This is a genomic window from Acidicapsa ligni (genome assembly GCF_025685655.1).
Classification (GTDB): domain Bacteria; phylum Acidobacteriota; class Terriglobia; order Terriglobales; family Acidobacteriaceae; genus Acidicapsa; species Acidicapsa ligni.
This window is the reverse complement of the sequence record NZ_JAGSYG010000009.1, coordinates 1-16,506: the sequence shown is the minus strand read 5'-3', so window position 1 is coordinate 16,506 and position 16,506 is coordinate 1. Positions and strand designations below refer to the sequence as shown.

Genomic DNA, 16,506 nt, shown 5'->3' with positions numbered 1-16,506 from the left:
GATCACGCGGCTTGTATCGGAACGACCTCGCCGAAAGGGGCTCGGCGCCCGCCCGTCGATGCCCACAGGACCGGATACGACGGTTCGGAATCTGGAAACGATCCATACAAGTCGGTGAGAAACACAAGCGTCTGGGGAACTATGCCGTGCTCTTCGAGCCAATCAAAGCATGGCCTGAACTCGGTGCCCCCGCCTCCCACTGGGTTGAGGGATACCCCTTGTCCCGCTTCGAAGATCTCCACGTTCTGCACAACGGCGTCGAAATAGAGGACGTAGACCCGTTCCGGGCGCTGCCCCTCGAGAATAGAACGAAGCTCTGCCTCGAAGAGACGCAACTGCCGCGAGTTCACCGAACCCGAGCAATCGACTGCGACGGCCACTTCACCCACGCCCTCCCGGAATACGCCGGGCAGATACAGGCCGGCCCAGATGTGGCGACGGTTGGGGCGCATCCAGCTATAGTCCGCGGGTGTGGTCTCGGACCAAAGCCGGCGCAGCAGCTCCCGCCAATCGACCGTCGCTTCGGCCGCTCCCTCAAGCGCTCGTCCGATGCCTGCGGGAACCTTGCCGGCCTGTTTTGCAAGCGTGGCTGCCTGGTTGACGGCAACGCTCCACTCCCGCGCCTGCTCTTCAACCGAGGGCGTTCCATCGTCACCTACCGGCGCATCGAGAACCTGCCCAATGCCCCCTTCCGTGACCGGAGCGGAAATCTCTCCAGAATCGCCAGTTCCGTTTCCGCCAGAATCGCCCCCTTTGTCCGAATCTCCGGGCTCTTGTTCAGCCTCGGTCTGGAGCTGGTTGTAGATCTGCTCGGCACTCATCCCACGGAAGCGATCTTCTACCAAGACTCGCTCAGGCAGATGAAGTCCGGCATCGAGGAGCAGCGGATTGATCGCATAGTCGCAAGCCTCGTTCCACCGCTTGGGATCGCGCCCGGAACGACGTACATGATGATGGAGGGCGGGATGCAAAACCTCGTGGGCCAGCGTCCCGCAGAGGGTAGCTGCGTTGAGGGTCTCCACAAAGTCGGGGTTGTAGTAGATCGAGATACCATCCGTCGCCATTGTCTTGATGGCACGGCTCTCCCGTCCCTTCAAGCGGAACAGGAGTGAACCAAAGAACGGATGGTCTAGCAACAGAATGGTGCGCGCCTTCTGGAGGCGCTGCTCGATGATTGTCTGAGCCTTCATGCCGCCGCCTCCATGTAGGCCGACATGTGGGTAAAGATGCTCTCGACGCTTGGCCCTTCATCGACCTCGGGTTGCGCGAGTACCTCGCGGTTCTGAAGGAGGCCGTCCATCTGCGCGACGATGTTCGCCGCGTCGGCTGCGGTCGTTACGCGAAGGAGGTCGTGTTTCTTGAGGTCCTGCGCGGAATAGTTGCAGAGTCTCTGCTTCACCTGCTCCGCGAACCGGTTCAGATCTTCGTCCCCGTTGACATTAAGGCGCGGAAGAATCTCCACCAGATCGAAGACGTTCGTGACCAGAGATCCGTGAAAGCGTGATTCAGGCTCATTCAGGCGGTCAACCATGTGGGAGACGACTTCGCGAAGCCTCTTCCATAGGTCCTCAGTGCCTCGGGTCAGTGACTGGCGGACGTTGGCATCGATCTCGCGCGAGACGCGGGCCTGTTCATCCGCCGACATCTGGACCCGAAAGTCCGTACCGGAGGGGATCGGCAGAATCTCCAGCTTGACGCCGAACTTCGCCCGCAGTTTCTCGGCTGAGGGATAGTCCTCCTCTCGAAAGAGCCCGTTCAACTCAGGGCGCACCTGGTCGATGTACTGGGGATATACCGCAAGGAAGCTATCCACGCCCTGCTCGAAGCTGGCCTCGAACTCGCGCATCCTCTCCATCAGGTCGAAGTAGAAGTTGGACGGCAACAGCCGAAAGCCCTCATCGGACCAAGGCAGGGTGATCTTGTAGAAATGCTGACGTATCTGACCGGCGAGCGTGCGCAGGTCATCGAGCTTGTCCGCGCCGCGGAGGAGTTGCTTGTTGTATCGGCCGGCGCTCTGGTGCGCCCCATGTTGATCGGCGACATCGCGGCTGACTTTGCGGTCGTGTTTGACGGCGGTCCAGATGCTGATATGAACCGCCGCGAGCATAGCGCGTTCCGTAATCATTGAATTGCCTCCCGATATTCCACTCCGAAGCGGATGAACTCCGGAGTATGTGTAATGGCGGTCTCCCGCGCCGCGACATCGCGAACAGCCATCACCCGCATCTCGGTTGGCATGCGGTCGAGATAGGTGAGCCCCCTGGCGATGGAGTTGTCGGTCAGCACACGCCCCAGCGCCGTCGCGATGGCGATCTGGGTTGATGGCTCCGTGGGCACCACAGCCGTTGTGGGGTTGAGCAGAATCTCGTCGATCGAGGGCAACTGGCGAAACAGCCGGAGGAATGCGACAAGCTCCGAAGCTGCCGCTTCGCCGACAGTCCCGTCCAGAAGCTGCGCCTCGAACTCGCTGGTTCCAGACAGCAGGGCGGCTTTCTGCCGGCCGGCGATTCCGCAGAGAACATTCGAAGCCATCTCCCAGGAACGTGGAGTCGGCCACGCGTTGGCGTCGGCCGTCGTATCCGCCGTATGCAGCAGCTCCGGCTTGAAACGCAGAAAGGCGATGATCTCCGGCCGCACGCGGGCCTTCACCGCCCACTTGCACCAGTCTTCGAGGTCGGCCTCGAGTTCCAAATGCACGAACCGGTTGCGCAGAGGCCGCGGCATCGCGAAGTGAACGCCGCGCTCGGAGGCGGGGTTTCCGGCAGCAATAACGACCCATCCCTCAGGCAGTTCGTACTCGCCAAGCTTGCGATCGAGGACGAGCTGATAGCAGCCTGCCTGCGTCATCTGGGGCGCGGAGGTCAGCTCGTCGAGAAACAGGATGCCCTTGCCGGTGGTGGGAAGAAACTTAGGGGGCACCCATTCGGTCTGGTCCGACGCAATGCGCGGCAGACCGCGAAGATCGACGGGATCGAGCTGCACAGCGCGTACATCGAGGAAGTTGTAGTTGAGGTCGGCGGCAACCTGCCCGACGATCTGAGATTTGCCGACGCCGCATGGTCCCCAGATATGCAGGGGCACACGCTCGCCAATGAGCGCATGAAGCGCTTCATAGAGCTTGGAGGGTTTCATTGATTGTCCTTGAAGGTAGAAGTTGAGGCTTACTCGACCCGAGGGAGGGGTGTGCGGGTTAGGTCGCGTTTACGGATAAACTGAATGGGGATGGATTGCCGGTCTTGACGAATACTTTGGCTTCACCACAGGAATACGAACGGCTCCTCAGGGCTCTCAAGGAGCGAATCCGGTCCGCCCAGCTCGACGCATTGCGCGTCGTCAACCAAGGACTGATCACCCTTTACATGGACATTGGCCGCATGATCGTAGAGAGGCAACAGGGGGATACCTGGGGCAAGTCCGTTGTCGGCAATCTCGCCCGAGATCTCCGCGAGGAATTTCCCGGAGCGAACGGATTCTCCGCCGCTAACTTGTGGCGCATGAAGACTTTCTACGAGGCTTACGGGACAAATGAAAAACTCGCACAGCTCGTGCGAGAAATTGGCTGGTCGCATAACATCACGATCCTTGAGAAGTGCAAGAGCGAAGAGGAGCGAGAGTTCTACATTCGCAGTTGCAGAAAATATGGTTGGACTCGCGACGTCCTCGTCCACCAGATCGAGAACAAGGTTCTTCACCGGACACTGAACAGTCAGACCAACTTCGAAACAGCGCTTCCAGAGAGCGTCAGCATCCAGGCAAGATTGGCGGTCAAGGATGAATACACCTTCGCGTTCCTCGATCTGGAGAATGAACACAGTGAGAAGGAACTTGAGCGCGCCCTAACAGGCCGTGTCGAGCACTTTCTGCGAGAGATGGGTGACATGTTCACCTTCGCCGGCAGCCAATACAGGGTTCAGGTCGGGGAGCGTGAGTTCTTCATCGACCTGCTCCTCTACCACCGCCGGTTGCGAGCGTTGGTCGCCTTGGAACTAAAGATTGGAGAGTTCGAGCCGGAGTTCGTTGGAAAGATGCAGTTTTATCTCTCGGTGCTTGACGAGACTGTCCGGCTGCCCGATGAACAGCCCTCGATCGGTATCATCCTCTGCAAATCCAAGAATCGGACGGTTGTCGAGTATGCTCTGAAGCAAGCCTCCGCGCCGATTGGGGTGTCCGCCTATTCCGTCACATCAGATGTCCCCAAAGACCTTCAGGGGCAGCTCCCGAGCCCCGATCAGGTTGCCTCTCTCCTGGCCGGGTTCGAGGATGAATCTGGCCTCTCTAAGAAGCTATAAATGAATGGTTTACAAAACTCGCACGCGTCGTGCGAGTTTTGGTACGGAGCGTCATTCGCCACTTGGTGGCCCAGGTAAGACCCCGTAGTCTCGGAGAGTCTCGATGTTCCCGCCGGTGGTCTTCAGGAAACGCACTCGAAACTCAACGCGTGGAAGCGGCTCAATGAGAAGGAACATCCCATCCGTGAATCGGATCTCAAACGCAGGCCAGCCGCTGGACTGATCTGCGTACCGAATATAGTCAACGATCTTGCCCGTAACTTCGCTGTAGAGCGATCCGTGGATCGCCTCTTGTAGACCGGCGGAGGCCGACTGGGATGGGCGCGTTCTTGAATTCGAGTTTGATTGTGCAGTCTTCCGCTTCATACCTGGTCCTCGATCACGAGCCCAGCCATAGCAGTTCGCGCAATTTCAACACAACAAATCGCTATCTGGTCGGGGGATCCCTCACAGCAAATGGCAATCTCCTTCAACCCTTTGAGCAGTGCGGGAGCCGAAATCAGGAGTGGGCGGATCGCCGACCATTCAGCCGAACGCTGTTCATAGTCCTCATCCCGTTTGCCTTCCTGGACAGCATCTTCAGCCCAGTCATCGAGAAACTGATCGGCCAAGCCAAGAAGCCTATCCGCATCTGAGGTCGAGCAAGAAACGATGGTTATCATCTCAATTTCCTTTCGCCGCAAAATCTGACCAAACGGATCGAATAGCGAGCCCGAACATCGCGTAGAGGTACGCTCCGCATGCACAGCCGCGGTCGATCCCCCTCACGGCGCCGGTGGCGCAGCGCTACATGGCACACGGCAACTTTTCAGGATATGTGGAGACGAAACGTTGCAGGGAAAACCATTTACAATCCTTGACATAGCATCTCCATTATGATTTTGCGTTGAATTGTGAGCTGGCGTGCCGGTTGCTTTCCTACATCTGTCGGACATTCATTTCGGGCAGGAAAAAGGCGGCCTTGTTTTCACGCACGACGATGTACGCGAACGATTGATTGACGATGTAACTCGTCTTGTCCAAGAGCTACCCAACGGAAAGATTGACGGAATCATCGTCAGTGGCGACGTAGCGTATGCGGGATTCAAGGTGCAATATACGACTGCGGGCGAATGGCTCGATCGTTTAGCATGCGTTGCGGGCTGCCAGATTACGGACATCCAAGTTGTGCCGGGAAACCACGATATCAACCGGGACGGTATTTGCCGGTCATCCGAGATGATGCTCGCTGACATCACGCAAAACGGAGAGCTCCGCCTGGACTACTTTCTTGAACTGGAAAAAGACCGCGAGGTCTTCTACGGAAGGTTTGAGGACTACCGGGACTTTGCTGAAGCGTATGATTGCCCGCTTGACCGCGAAGGTGGAACGGCTGGCGAACGCACAGTGGAACTCGCGCCTGGCCGCACCCTTCGCTTCATTGGGTTGAACTCGGCACTATGCTGCGGGAAAAAGGATGAGAAAGGCAAGCTATTGTTGGGAGCACGACAACGGGTCTTGCCAAGAAGAGTTGGCGAGGAGCTTGTGGTGATCTGCCATCACCCACTTCCCTGGTTACGCGACTCAGAAGAGGCAAGGCAATACGTGCGCAGCCGCGCGCGTGTCTTCATCTCGGGCCATGAACACACCCCGCAGGTCACAGTGGATCCCGTACAGAGCGGTTGTGATCTTTTGATGATCGCAGCGGGAGCTACGGTTCCTCCATTGGAGAACGATGAGTTCACCTTCACCTATAACCTGCTGCAGTTCGACTGGGACCAAATAGCGAATGCGCTTGTGGTGACCATTCACCCGAGAGTCTGGTCACAGGCAAAAACAGCCTTCGAGCCAAATATTAAAACTTTTGGGGCTGAAAAGATTGCTCACTCCCTCGGCTGCCCTAATTTTCAGGACAAAGTGCTTTCAAGGGAAATGGCTTCAATCTCATCTCAGGATACGAGTGCGGCTGAAGACGTACACAACGATACTGTGAACAGCGGAATGATCGATGCAGGTTCACAGGAAGAGAGGAGCGCCATGGAGGACAAGTTTCCTTTCCTGTTGCTTCGTTTTTTTCGAGACCTTACTGCTACGCAGAGGTTGACGATTCTGATCGAGATGGGCGCGTTGCCAAAGAACTGGAATGGGGCGCTGACACATCCGCTGGAGCGGAGGGCTCTCGACTCACTCAGATCGAGCGGAAAACTTGAAGCGCTTGAAACAGAAATTCAGAAATTTCTTGGTGGATCTGCCGACGGAGAGAAGAACTCATGAACATTGCACAACATGTACGGATTTTTGACAAAACGCCGACTGACGAACTCGTGGAAAAGCGCACCGAAGCGATAGGTACGCTGGCGGGGAAATATAAAGACCTTGCAAGTGTAGATAACCTTTTACTGTTAGCGGCCGACTTGACCAAAGGCGTAGCCAAAGGTGGCAGCTTACCCGAAGCACGGGTCACGGAAGTCGAGGCGGCGATCAAGGAAAAGAGCACTTCTTTCGTCCGCGAAGGCCAGGATCTAGAGATACTGACCTGTGCTCTCTTAGCCGCTTTGAAGTGGTTGGAGGATGCTGCTCCGACCGATGGCGTTTGGAGTCGACAGGACGTCCTGGCCCTCGGTCTTTGGTCAGGGCTAGGATTCCAGATTCCGCGCACGGAGGAACGTCTGGAGGCGTTGCGCCTGGAGTTGCTAGGCACTGCCCGAAACCTTGTGCTTGCCTCTTCAGGGAAAGCAAGGACACGGCAAGAGGTTCCGGCTGTAACCGTAAAGATGCCAGAAGCCTACGACACGGCCAAAGTTGTAACCGCGATACAGAATGGCGTAGCCAAAGCAATCGATGCTCTGCGAGTGAATGCAGCGCTCGACCGTGAGGAGATCGACCTTCTCTGGTGGGTTCTGAGCGACTGGAGCAAATTTTCATGCAAGTCTTTATCTGCTTTGAGTGAGACGGCTGCGGTGGTCGTCGCTGGACTCGAAGCTGGAAGCATTGTCCGCCGTATTCCCGGAGAAGCTCACAAACAACTTATCCTGCGGTTACTGAAACAAGACAAGAAGGCCAGCATGCAGGAAGTCCTGGATTCCATCAAAGTTGAACGAGAACGAATCGCAACATTCTTTGAGAACAATCATTTGCTAACAGGCCGCGAGTCGTTGTTCCCGCTCGTATCAGCCTGTATTACAGGGAAGGCTGGAGGGAAAGCTGCTGGAGCCCACTCGTTAGATCTTTCGGATTGGGCCGCGCGCGCTCTCCTCGAAAGCGCAATTCTCCATGTGGGCCGGCTTCCGCGGAACTTGGTGTAGAGATGGCCATAACATGTAAGAAAGCCGATTGCACAGTCGCTCAGACCGGAATATGTCTTCTGAACAACAGTCCAGAAGCCTGCCCCGAGAGATTGCTGAGTGAGATTGAACCTGCCGTGGCCGAGCTGGGGGATCTGAGCGTTCCGCCACCACTGTCGGCACCCGAACGGAACCCGCGATTTCCAAGCAGCCTCACATTGACACCTGATGCGCTCCGCGATTCAGCCGCCGGACGCATGTTTCGCATGGTTGGTGTTCTGGGCGCCCCCGACGCGGGAAAAACAGCAATTCTCGTCTCGCTCTATCTTCTGCTATCCCGAAATAAATTGGCGGGATTCAGGTTCGCGGACAGCATGAGTTTGCTTGCGTTCGACGAGATTAGTCGAGGGGCTCGACGCTGGAATGACGGTCAACCGCCGGAGCAGATGACAAATCATACTGAGCAACCTGACCATCGGAGTGCGGGATTTCTGCATCTGCGGTTGCGCGATCAAGAGTCAGGAGCCCGACACGATATTTTGTTACCCGATCTTCCCGGAGAGTGGTCAACGTCCCTGATCGATTCGAATCGTGTGGACCGCCTCGATTTCTTGAAAGCCGCCGATGTAATTTGGGTGACAGTTGACGGCCGGCAATTGATCCAGCCTCAAACTCGGCAACAAGTACTTCACCGCACCGGCATGCTTTTGCAGCGCGTATCGGAATTCCTGGGCTCGGAGGCACCGCCAGTTTTTGTGGTGATTTCTCACAAAGATTTGGGTGATCCGTCTGAGGCAAGCCTGCGCAAACTTGAATCCGAGGCGGCGCGAGTGAATGTACCAATCAAGATCCTCCAAGTCTCATCTTTTTCCGATAATGAAGCGATCGATCCTGGAACAGGAATTGCGGAGTTGATTGCTGCGTCCCTTGTGAGCAAGTCCCCAACAAAGCCGGCGACACTCTGGCCTGACTCGGATGTCGCCAATTCAGATCGGCAGTTTCTGAACTTCCGGATCAGGAGGGTGCTGTCGTGAATATTCAATCGGTCATGTTGATCGGAGGTCCGGATTCCGGGAAGACGAACTACCTAGCGCGCCTCTGGAAAGCACTGCAAAGTGGATCTGGACGTATGAAGTCTGTAGAAGCTCCCGAGATTAAGTACGTGGAGGATGCACTGGCGCATCTGCTGCAAGGATCGTTTGCTCCGCGCTCAGAGAAGAACATTGAAGAGAGCAGACGAGACTTTACAGTGACACTTGCCACTCAGGATGAGACAAAGCGCCTATCGGTGATCGTGCCGGACGTCACGGGAGAACTATGGAAGAATGCCGTCTCCTCCTCTGAGCTTCCAGCCGAATGGATGACGCTCCTGAAGGAATCGAGCGGGGCGATCCTATTTATTCGAGTGCATTCCGAGTTGAATATAGCTCCGCCGGACTGGGTAACTGCGCGTGAACTTCTGAAGATGGATTGGGCAGGTCCGCACCAGGAAGATTCCATCCCAACTCAGGTCGTTTTATGTGAGTTGTTGCGTTTTCTGCAGCTGACCCTCCGGCCTCGGTCAAGCGGTGGGCTCCCGCGGGTCGCGATCGCGGTTACGGCGTGGGACAGACTGGACGCCGAAGTGAAAGAGGGTGGGCCGAGTGCTTATCTTGAGTCGGAATACCCTCTGTTCGCAGGAAGGCTCGAGGATGTCACTTCGTTGGAGATAAAGGTATTTGGCGTAAGCGTGGTCGGAGGCGATCTTCAGGCTGATCCTGACTTTCGCCAGCGGTTCTTCAATGGCGATTTTGACACCGCAGGCTATGTTGTGGAGAGGGTCAACGGGATCACCCACGAAGAGAAAGACCTGACATTACCAATTGCTTGGTTAGCTGAGGATTAGACGGGAACCGATGAATGTCCGAATAGAACAGCAATGTCACGGATATAAGAACGGTCATCAACTGCTCGCCGCCTCGACTCGTCTTGCACGAGGCGACCAAGACGTTATGGATCGTCTGTCCGATCTCTCGGGACCGCTGAGACCGGCGGAAACATTCGATCCCTATTTGACCGCATATCCGCTTCCAAGTGGTGATTTTTACGTCTTGGCAAGGACATGGCAGGACCTAAGCGCATCGCGAGCCGGCTGTGTGCTCACGCGTAGTTTGTTGGTGCCGATGCCAATTTGGGAGGCGCTTGAGTTTCCGGCATCGTTGATGAAGTTGTTGGTGCGCGTTGACAAACAAGAGAATGTGATTGGCGCAATCGACTTCGACACTCATCCAGTCCCTCTACCGCCTATTGCTTCCAAGAGAACCACTGCCCTGGTAGAGGCTCTCTTTCTCGAGAGCCGAAAGCCTATTGTCTTGTTTGACGAGATGGAGTCCGCACTCATAGCAGAACGGCTCCTGAGTTCGTTTTGGCCGAGCATGAGACGAGTGTTCAGCCTTTGCACGTTGGCATTGTCCCCCCGTAGCGTGAGCGGGAGACCTTTCGATCTCATGTTCGCTCCGAAGGGAGCCCGGTCGCGTTTTACTCAATGGGAAGGCAGAATTGTCGAGGCATCGCCGGATCGCGAGGATATCAGTCGTCATCGTTGGACCGCAGTCACGGCCAAACACATCTTCGAAGACGATCCCCCCAGCCTCCTGTCGTTAGACGCCTTAGGCATTCTTCGCCTCGATGAACGAGCGGATGAGTCGAGTCTGAGATTGGCCCTTTTGTGGAACGAACTCTTAGAAAAGTCCGAGTCGTCGCCTATGGCGATCCTTGGACTTGTTGACATTCTCAACTCGCGGGGAAAGAGTTCGCCAGAGGAGTTTCTGCCGTTCGTAGCGTTGCTCTCGCGTGGGGTTGATCTCGCACAAAGATCGATGTCTTCTCCGGATGCGTTGCGCTTTCTTTTGACCTTGAGCGGAAAATTTCCGGCGCGAAGGCCTCCCATCGACATCCTGAACAAGATCAGGGAAGCTTTCTCCAGGATCGCGGGGAGAGATCCAGGTGCTGCACTCTCCTTATTACTGGATCCGAATCTTGGGAAGCAAACCCATGCACCCATCGTCACTGCCGGGATCGGCGATGGACTCGCAAAGTTGTCGGATAGCTCCGAAGTTCTCAAACTCGCCTCTTCAATCCGACCCGAGGACGAGTTACGGTTACTGGCCTACAGCCGACCATGGGCTACAACCGTGTTGCAGGCGACAGAACGAGCTACGCCGAACCTCTGGACTGATGTGCTGGCGAATGCTCTGCAGTTCCCTGACGGGGACCTTCGGGCTAAGTCCCGTCGGAACGTCGTACCACTGTTGAGTATTCCGGCTCACGCACCTCTCTTGGTCGCTACGCTACGAGAGATCGACAACAAAGTGCTGTTTTCCGTTGTTGATCAGATTCGCGATTCAACTCAGTTTGCGGTCGCCGAATTCGATGAGCCGCTGCGCCGTGCCGCACGCGGAACCGAAGGCATGATCGGATTGAGGCGAGCAATTTTGGCAAGCGAGCCAAGCCCAGCATCCGATCGCTTTTTGCTGGCTACGATTCGCCCAAACGCTAATGACGTCGACTGGCTCATCCGAGAGAAAGGCATCGCCGCTCGAAGAAGGTTGACGTTACTCAATGTCGTGATTTCTAGGACGTCAGAGCAAGACCTTCAATCGCTCGTGCAGGACGAATTGCTCAGTGAAAAAATAGAGTCAATTCTCGCCGAGGACCTACCGACAACAGCGTCGCAGCTTGCGCGTGTGCTCATCTCTGGAAATGTCCCCGTTGAACGTCTCCTGCGACACGGTTGCCGTGTACTTCCATTGATCGAAGGTGGAGCGAGGTCAGACTTAGCGTTGCGAATGTTAACGCTGGGCTTGTCGAATGCTGGCAGTTCCGAGAACATCGCACTTAGGGAATTGCTATCAGCATCGATCGGCTTTTTAGATACTCATCGTTTGATTGCGATGGCGATTCCATGGAATGCCCCTTCCCAGCGTGTGAGCGACAATGTCTCTCTCTTGAATCATGCGGATGTGAACATTCGAACAGGAGTGCTCGCTGACATCGAGGAACTGAGCGCCCGATTGATCGCTAGACGACATGAGACGATTTCCAAGGAGTTGGTATCGGATTGGGCGCATATGCTAGCTGACGCTGGGAGCGTAAACAAACATGCCCAAACAAATGCGGCAGGTAATGTTCTTTCGTTTGCTCTTGAAGAGCGGAACAAGCCGGTGGGGCCTTTGATCGTGGTGGCTTTCCCGATTGTTTACGCCGAGCTTCGCGTCGGAAACGAAGCGCCGGGACTGTTTTCGTTTTTCTTCGTAGATTGGGATCGGTGTAAAACCGCAAGGAAAAACATCGTGCAAGCATTTCTCAAGTCGAATTGGCCGCCAACCGATCTCATTCAGGCTGTCGAGCCAACCGGAGATCTAGGCAAGGTTTTCAAAAGACTAACCCGTGAACGCGACGGCGAATCGTTCCTGGAAAGGCTGCGTCAAGACATAAGTAAACTGCCGGCGCGGGACCGGAAGAGATTCGAGACAATTATCAGCAACGCAATGGGTGAGCGTGAGCCGGAAGGAGAAGATCAAGCAGAATAGATTAGTATCTGCTTCAATACGTATTCGATTAGATCAACTTGGGCCATTGTGCGCGGCTGTTCTGTTTGAATCGCGCATACCAACGGCACGGAAAGTACAACAGAAGAACGCAAACGGCATACACGATATATAGGAGACCGAGACTCCACATCGAAACTCCCCGTAAGTCGACGGAACAAAACTGTGCTCAATCGCCTATTGCATCGTGCAAGCTAAGTCTGGGCTAGAAATGCGATAAGAATGGCACGCGCCTGGGACGCAAGCGAAGGACTTAGGTTTTCATCGATAAGGATTCTCGAGCAAAGTTTCCACTTCTAACGCCTCCGTGAGAATCATTCTCTTAACTGAGAACAATTAACCTTACGCTCGCGCGACGTAGGCTCAGTATTCAGCCCGGGTGATCTCCACCTCTGGAATACGAAACAAGCGGGCCGCTTTCCGATAGATGTCGCTCAGGGTCACATCGACCACGCGGCCTTTCGAGTTGACCGCGAAGGCTGCACCGGTCAGATACCGGAGTTTCTCGGCTCCAACCTCCATCAATACCGCGATTTGCCCTGTGACCAGATGTTGGGCGAGCTCGGCACTCAAGTCGATGTCGGTATCGTTTTCCATATCGTAGCTCGGCCACGACCCATCCTCTGAGGTCCCACCATGAATCGCGAAGGACTCTGTATCCCGTTCGGTCGTAAAGACACCTAGACCGCGCGCGTCGGCCCACCGCAGAAATGCGTCGCGATCCTTCACGCGAAAGTAGTTACTGAGAGAACTGCCATACCAATTCGCCATAAGACTCCTGTTTCTGTGCTGGAGGGATCGTTCCACCGAGGTGGTGGATAGGGTGACAAGGTTAAATAGGTCTCGAGTATTCGAACGTTGAGCCGTCTCATCGCACGCCACTCACGGCTCGTCGCAGAAAAGCATGGGCAACGCGGCGAGCCGAAGGACTTGGACGCCCGGTCTCACTTCGTCCTAGTGTTGGGGTTATCGCAGAGCTGGCTCGGGACCTCGAACGGGGACGACTTCGTTGTAAACGAAAACCATCTGCATCCGGACAGTCTTCAAGGCCATCTCGGGTGGCAATGCCGCAAATCGGGTCGCCACGATCGCGTGCCAGGCGGCCGGATCGAGCGCGACGATCCCTGTGGAGCGATCGATCTTCATCTCGCTGATGCTGCCATCGGCATGAAGATTGAACTGTATGGCGACGATGCCGGCCGCCAGTTGGGGAGGCTGTGCCTCTGGCGGAACCAGCGGCAACCAAGTGGCTCTAGTTTGCTGCGCCATCTGCGGCGTCACGGATCTCTTGAGGATGGAGCGGTCCGGTTGCGGCACATCATCCCCAATTATCTCGAGAGTATTCAGTTCCCGTTGCACAGGGGCCTGGGCGGACACGATCTGCACAGGCGACGCGAACAGCAAAAGGAATGCAAACGAGAGCGCGGTGCGACCGAAAGACATGGGCATAGTTTGATCCTGTTGACCATTCGATCATTCCGGACATCACCGCGCAACATGATTGCGACCGGCCGGTGGAGCTTAGGCCGCCTGGTCCAGTTCCTCGTCTTCTTCTTCATCTTCGGCTGCGGTCTCCGCCAGAATCTCTTCTTCCTCGTCGACCTCTTCCGCCACAGGAGTTGCTGCCGTAGGCGTGTCGAAGAGGCTAAAGGTCTTAGGCGGTTCAGGCTTGGGCGCTTCGAGCGGCTTGGCGGCCGTGGCAGGCTTCTCAGTCTCCGCCTTGGGCTGCTCTTTCTTCGGGGCTACCTTCTTCGCACGCGCTTCGGCCTGAGCCGCTTTCCCGGCAGCGTCCATCTCGGCCTTCGCTCGCTCAAGCGTGCTCTTGAGTTGCAGGTGGGACGCGACGAAATCGACGATCGAAGATGGCAGGTCCCGGTCAAGTTCCTCGGCGGTGCCGGTGAGCTTGAAGGGAGTGGTCAGCGCGGTGTTCTCACTATCCTGCAGCTTCTTCGGGATGATGTTTACACTGATCTGATCGTCTTCGAGGCGGGTTACGGTCAGCAGGACTGCGCGCTGCCGCAGGTAGGGGGCAAGCTCCTTGAACATGGGGTCTCTCCGGGGTTAGGTCACTTCGGGCGTGACCCTCTCCTCGGCTTCTTGAGTTCAGGATCATCCCAGTGAATGGTATTGCGGCGTCCGAACGCCAGCGCTTCGTTGTAGGCGACGGGATCGTAGTCTCGCTGCCATAGGAGGCGGTACATTGCATCGACCGCTGACTTCATCACAACCTTCATCTCGCCGTCGGAGATATGAGATATCTCCGGCAGGCCGCTGCAAACCGCGCAGGGCTTTCCCGCGTGCAGGGCTTCGATAGGGCCATTGCGAAAGGCCAGAACAACGAGGGCTTTGGCTTCCATCGCCAGATCGGGATCGAGCTTCATCTTCATGGGCAGTCTCCGGTACGTTCCACCATACCGCCGCAGCCGCTTTGACGTCTTACATCCTCTCGGAACTACGTAGCGAGCTTGCGTGAGCGCCTTTTCGTTCTGGACCACAATCTCGGATCAACCGGCAACGCACTCGTCTGGCCGCTCCTCGCGTTGAAGAATGCGCCATGGTAGCTGAGCTTGCCGTAGCGAAAGAGCTGCCCCAGCATCGCAAGCGCATGCAACGCGAGCGTCGGGTTGATGAACGGCTCCTGCCTATCCAATGCCTCGACCGCGGAACAACTCGGTAGCGGATCTTCCCCGGCAGCTACATCCACAATCTCCGGATACAACTCGCTCACCGTGCGGAGGCGTTCCGCCTTCCGGCGATTTCGCCCGTTCAACGGCTGTCCGAGAACATACTGTCCACTGGCGGCATTGTTGCCAAGATCGAGCCAATAGCAGGTCTTGCTCAGACCGTGGTTGAACGATTCCTCGATGGCCTTGCGGGCCTCCCGCGTGTCGACGCAACCGATCACGATGTCGGGGGCATTGCCGCGGTCGTTCTCAAAGGAGCGGGCATGAAACCGATGGGGGATCACCCTCCACTTTGTTCCCCAGAAGATGTTGATGCGGTTGATCAATACGGTGGCCTTGTTCTGGCCGATGTCGGAAGCGGAGAACGGTTGGCGGACGCAATTCGTCGCGGACACGGTATCGGCATCCATCATGGTCACGTCGAGACCGCTTGCGTGACCCCATACGCGCATTGCCTGGTCGAGATACGGCAGGTTCATGGCCATCGCGCTTCCTGTTCCACCGGCTCCCACGATCAACACATGTACTGGTCCGCGGCGTATCAGGTCTGTGGGCATTCTGTGCTCGATCCTCATGTCAGGCCCTCTCTCCCCGAACGAACTGCGCAAGAGTTTGCGGCAGGCCGATCAGGGTATCCAGCGGGAACGGCTTGCGCTTGCCCGCCAGTGAAGTCCACAGCCCTTCGAAGCCTCCGGGATGGCGCGTCAGCCGTCCCACGTTGGCGTGCGTGAAAGCACTCTCGTAATATCCTCGTTCCCAATCGGTGATCGAGGACACTGTTGCGCCGTCCGGGCGGCGCATGGAGCCGGTACAGACGCGGCCATTGTCAGAGAGATTCCAAAACGGTGCGATCGCCAGCTTCGTAGCTGTCTGCGGACGCTTGTTTTCCGTGAGCGCACGGATCATAAGATCGCCGTTCTTCACGCGCCACACCAGCGGCGGCTGCGGAAAGACAAGCCCATTGAGTTCCGAAGCTTTGTCCTCGGAGTTCTCATAGAACATCTGCCGCCGTTGCGCCGGTGTCCACCAAACGATCAGGCGGTCGCCCTTTGCGAGGATGCTCTCCGGCAGCACCTCGGCGTCAGAGCTTCCACTCAGAGAGCGCACCAGAGATTCCACAAAAGCCACGGTGAGCGGCTGGGCCGGCCCGAGCGTAGGTGGTGCATTCTCCTGGAGCGCCACATCGTGGCGGGTCACGAAGCTCTTCTGGCGATCCCCGTAGACCAGCAGCGCCTCACGCAGCTCGAAGCGATGGTTCTCCCCGATCGAGACGTGTATCTGCATTCTCGTTCTCCGACTTCTCCCACTGCTGTAGATCCTCAACCAACTGGAAGAGTTCATGGTTGAACAGGATGAAACGTTCGACGACGCGAATCGCCTCACGCACCTCTTCCGATTTTCGTGGATGGAAGGACACGACCAGGGCGGGTTCTGACGTGCCTTCGAGCATGTACTGGCCTTCTTCGTCGAAGCACGCTGTCACGGCGTCGCGGTCCTTGAAGGCGACCAGCAAGGACGGTAGCGGCGGGCTATCGTAGTTACCCTCTTCGATGAAACTGGATCTTGGCCGAACGTGAGTCCTGGAGAGTTGTTGGAGACTGCGCAGGCGCTTGATCCACGAACCGTATCGGCCGTTGCCGTGCTTGCGCAGGAGACGACGGGCGAGGAGATTCCAACGGTC

At 56.6% G+C, this 16,506-nt stretch carries 18 protein-coding genes and 1 pseudogene; 7 read left to right on the top strand and 12 right to left on the bottom strand.

Annotated elements, in window-relative coordinates; all coding sequences use genetic code 11:
* Window positions 1-2: 2 nt before the first annotated feature.
* Genes OHL19_RS21600 through OHL19_RS21590 form a run of 3 tightly spaced genes read right to left on the bottom strand, consistent with a single transcriptional unit; the run spans window position 3 to window position 3,132 of the window.
* The gene (locus OHL19_RS21600; protein WP_263359922.1) at window positions 3-1,190 is read right to left on the bottom strand and encodes a vWA domain-containing protein; all 1,188 of its coding nucleotides are present in this window, start codon (window positions 1,188-1,190) and stop codon (window positions 3-5) included.
* Complete coding sequence (locus OHL19_RS21595) at window positions 1,187-2,125, bottom strand: hypothetical protein (RefSeq protein ID WP_263359921.1); 939 nt, start codon at window positions 2,123-2,125, stop codon at window positions 1,187-1,189. The genes OHL19_RS21600 and OHL19_RS21595 overlap by 4 nt, the downstream gene beginning before the upstream one ends.
* Window positions 2,122-3,132 (bottom strand): AAA family ATPase, encoded by a 1,011-nt coding sequence (locus OHL19_RS21590; protein WP_263359920.1) that lies wholly within the window; start codon window positions 3,130-3,132, stop codon window positions 2,122-2,124. Before OHL19_RS21590 ends, OHL19_RS21595 begins: the two co-directional genes overlap by 4 nt.
* Window positions 3,133-3,236: 104 nt before the next feature.
* Between OHL19_RS21590 and OHL19_RS21585 the strand changes: the two genes are divergently transcribed.
* On the top strand, window positions 3,237-4,289 hold the full coding sequence (locus OHL19_RS21585) for a PDDEXK nuclease domain-containing protein (RefSeq protein ID WP_263359919.1): 1,053 nt from the start codon (window positions 3,237-3,239) through the stop codon (window positions 4,287-4,289).
* A gap of 51 nt (window positions 4,290-4,340) precedes the next feature.
* Here OHL19_RS21585 and OHL19_RS21580 read toward each other — a convergent pair whose 3' ends face one another.
* Both OHL19_RS21580 and OHL19_RS21575 read right to left on the bottom strand, forming a co-directional pair.
* A complete protein-coding gene (locus OHL19_RS21580; RefSeq protein WP_263359918.1) occupies window positions 4,341-4,655 on the bottom strand; it encodes a hypothetical protein in 315 nt (104 codons plus the stop codon).
* Entirely contained in the window at window positions 4,652-4,951 is a 300-nt protein-coding gene (locus OHL19_RS21575) for a hypothetical protein (protein ID WP_263359917.1), read from the bottom strand. Before OHL19_RS21575 ends, OHL19_RS21580 begins: the two co-directional genes overlap by 4 nt.
* A 241-nt stretch (window positions 4,952-5,192) precedes the next feature.
* Here OHL19_RS21575 and OHL19_RS21570 point away from each other — a divergent pair, with 241 nt between their 5' ends.
* From OHL19_RS21570 to OHL19_RS21550, 6 genes and pseudogenes are all read left to right on the top strand, one after another.
* Window positions 5,193-6,542 (top strand): metallophosphoesterase, encoded by a 1,350-nt coding sequence (locus tag OHL19_RS21570; protein ID WP_263359916.1) that lies wholly within the window; start codon window positions 5,193-5,195, stop codon window positions 6,540-6,542.
* Window positions 6,539-7,573 carry a GTPase-associated system all-helical protein GASH gene (locus OHL19_RS21565; RefSeq protein WP_263359915.1) on the top strand — a complete coding sequence of 345 codons (1,035 nt, stop codon included), beginning with the start codon at window positions 6,539-6,541 and terminating at the stop codon, window positions 7,571-7,573. The genes OHL19_RS21570 and OHL19_RS21565 overlap by 4 nt, the downstream gene beginning before the upstream one ends.
* A gap of 2 nt (window positions 7,574-7,575) precedes the next feature.
* Entirely contained in the window at window positions 7,576-8,586 is a 1,011-nt protein-coding gene (locus OHL19_RS21560) for a TRAFAC clade GTPase domain-containing protein (RefSeq protein ID WP_263359914.1), read from the top strand.
* Window positions 8,583-9,437 (top strand): TRAFAC clade GTPase domain-containing protein, encoded by an 855-nt coding sequence (locus OHL19_RS21555; protein ID WP_263359913.1) that lies wholly within the window; start codon window positions 8,583-8,585, stop codon window positions 9,435-9,437. The genes OHL19_RS21560 and OHL19_RS21555 overlap by 4 nt, the downstream gene beginning before the upstream one ends.
* Window positions 9,438-9,447: 10 nt before the next feature.
* Window positions 9,448-9,750: pseudogene (locus OHL19_RS23200) on the top strand (GAP1-N1 domain-containing protein); the annotation flags it as partial.
* 660 nt (window positions 9,751-10,410) lie between these two features.
* A complete protein-coding gene (locus OHL19_RS21550) occupies window positions 10,411-12,123 on the top strand; it encodes a hypothetical protein (RefSeq protein ID WP_263359912.1) in 1,713 nt (570 codons plus the stop codon).
* A gap of 381 nt (window positions 12,124-12,504) precedes the next feature.
* On the opposite strand, the gene OHL19_RS21545 is transcribed toward OHL19_RS21550, so the two are convergent.
* The 7 genes from OHL19_RS21545 to OHL19_RS21515 all read right to left on the bottom strand — a co-directional run.
* The gene (locus OHL19_RS21545; RefSeq protein ID WP_263359911.1) at window positions 12,505-12,912 is read right to left on the bottom strand and encodes a hypothetical protein; all 408 of its coding nucleotides are present in this window, start codon (window positions 12,910-12,912) and stop codon (window positions 12,505-12,507) included.
* Window positions 12,913-13,107: 195 nt separating this feature from the next.
* Entirely contained in the window at window positions 13,108-13,590 is a 483-nt protein-coding gene (locus tag OHL19_RS21540) for an energy transducer TonB family protein (protein WP_263359910.1), read from the bottom strand.
* A 72-nt stretch (window positions 13,591-13,662) separates the two neighbouring features.
* The gene (locus OHL19_RS21535; RefSeq protein ID WP_263359909.1) at window positions 13,663-14,187 is read right to left on the bottom strand and encodes a PRTRC system protein E; all 525 of its coding nucleotides are present in this window, start codon (window positions 14,185-14,187) and stop codon (window positions 13,663-13,665) included.
* A 20-nt stretch (window positions 14,188-14,207) separates the two neighbouring features.
* Window positions 14,208-14,528 (bottom strand): hypothetical protein, encoded by a 321-nt coding sequence (locus tag OHL19_RS21530; RefSeq protein ID WP_263359908.1) that lies wholly within the window; start codon window positions 14,526-14,528, stop codon window positions 14,208-14,210.
* 65 nt (window positions 14,529-14,593) lie between these two features.
* A complete protein-coding gene (locus tag OHL19_RS21525; protein ID WP_263359907.1) occupies window positions 14,594-15,382 on the bottom strand; it encodes a PRTRC system ThiF family protein in 789 nt (262 codons plus the stop codon).
* A 19-nt stretch (window positions 15,383-15,401) separates the two neighbouring features.
* A complete protein-coding gene (locus tag OHL19_RS21520; protein WP_263359906.1) occupies window positions 15,402-16,109 on the bottom strand; it encodes a PRTRC system protein B in 708 nt (235 codons plus the stop codon).
* A partial coding sequence (locus OHL19_RS21515; RefSeq protein WP_263359905.1) for a hypothetical protein occupies window positions 16,060-16,506 on the bottom strand: 447 nt, incomplete at its 5' end. The genes OHL19_RS21520 and OHL19_RS21515, both read right to left, overlap by 50 nt.

What these genes read in the sequence shown, in the direction of transcription:
- OHL19_RS21600 (WP_263359922.1), bottom strand. Translation starts at nt 1,190, where the DNA reads ATGAAGGCTCAGACAATCATCGAGCAGCGCCTCCAGAAGGCGCGCACC.
- OHL19_RS21595 (WP_263359921.1), bottom strand. Translation starts at nt 2,125, where the DNA reads ATGATTACGGAACGCGCTATGCTCGCGGCGGTTCATATCAGCATCTGG.
- OHL19_RS21590 (WP_263359920.1), bottom strand. Translation starts at nt 3,132, where the DNA reads ATGAAACCCTCCAAGCTCTATGAAGCGCTTCATGCGCTCATTGGCGAG.
- OHL19_RS21580 (WP_263359918.1), bottom strand. Translation starts at nt 4,655, where the DNA reads ATGAAGCGGAAGACTGCACAATCAAACTCGAATTCAAGAACGCGCCCA.
- OHL19_RS21575 (WP_263359917.1), bottom strand. Translation starts at nt 4,951, where the DNA reads ATGATAACCATCGTTTCTTGCTCGACCTCAGATGCGGATAGGCTTCTT.
- OHL19_RS21565 (WP_263359915.1), top strand. Translation starts at nt 6,539, where the DNA reads ATGAACATTGCACAACATGTACGGATTTTTGACAAAACGCCGACTGAC.
- OHL19_RS21560 (WP_263359914.1), top strand. Translation starts at nt 7,576, where the DNA reads ATGGCCATAACATGTAAGAAAGCCGATTGCACAGTCGCTCAGACCGGA.
- OHL19_RS21550 (WP_263359912.1), top strand. Translation starts at nt 10,411, where the DNA reads ATGTCTTCTCCGGATGCGTTGCGCTTTCTTTTGACCTTGAGCGGAAAA.
- OHL19_RS21545 (WP_263359911.1), bottom strand. Translation starts at nt 12,912, where the DNA reads ATGGCGAATTGGTATGGCAGTTCTCTCAGTAACTACTTTCGCGTGAAG.
- OHL19_RS21540 (WP_263359910.1), bottom strand. Translation starts at nt 13,590, where the DNA reads ATGCCCATGTCTTTCGGTCGCACCGCGCTCTCGTTTGCATTCCTTTTG.
- OHL19_RS21535 (WP_263359909.1), bottom strand. Translation starts at nt 14,187, where the DNA reads ATGTTCAAGGAGCTTGCCCCCTACCTGCGGCAGCGCGCAGTCCTGCTG.
- OHL19_RS21530 (WP_263359908.1), bottom strand. Translation starts at nt 14,528, where the DNA reads ATGAAGATGAAGCTCGATCCCGATCTGGCGATGGAAGCCAAAGCCCTC.
- OHL19_RS21525 (WP_263359907.1), bottom strand. Translation starts at nt 15,382, where the DNA reads ATGCCCACAGACCTGATACGCCGCGGACCAGTACATGTGTTGATCGTG.
- OHL19_RS21520 (WP_263359906.1), bottom strand. Translation starts at nt 16,109, where the DNA reads ATGCAGATACACGTCTCGATCGGGGAGAACCATCGCTTCGAGCTGCGT.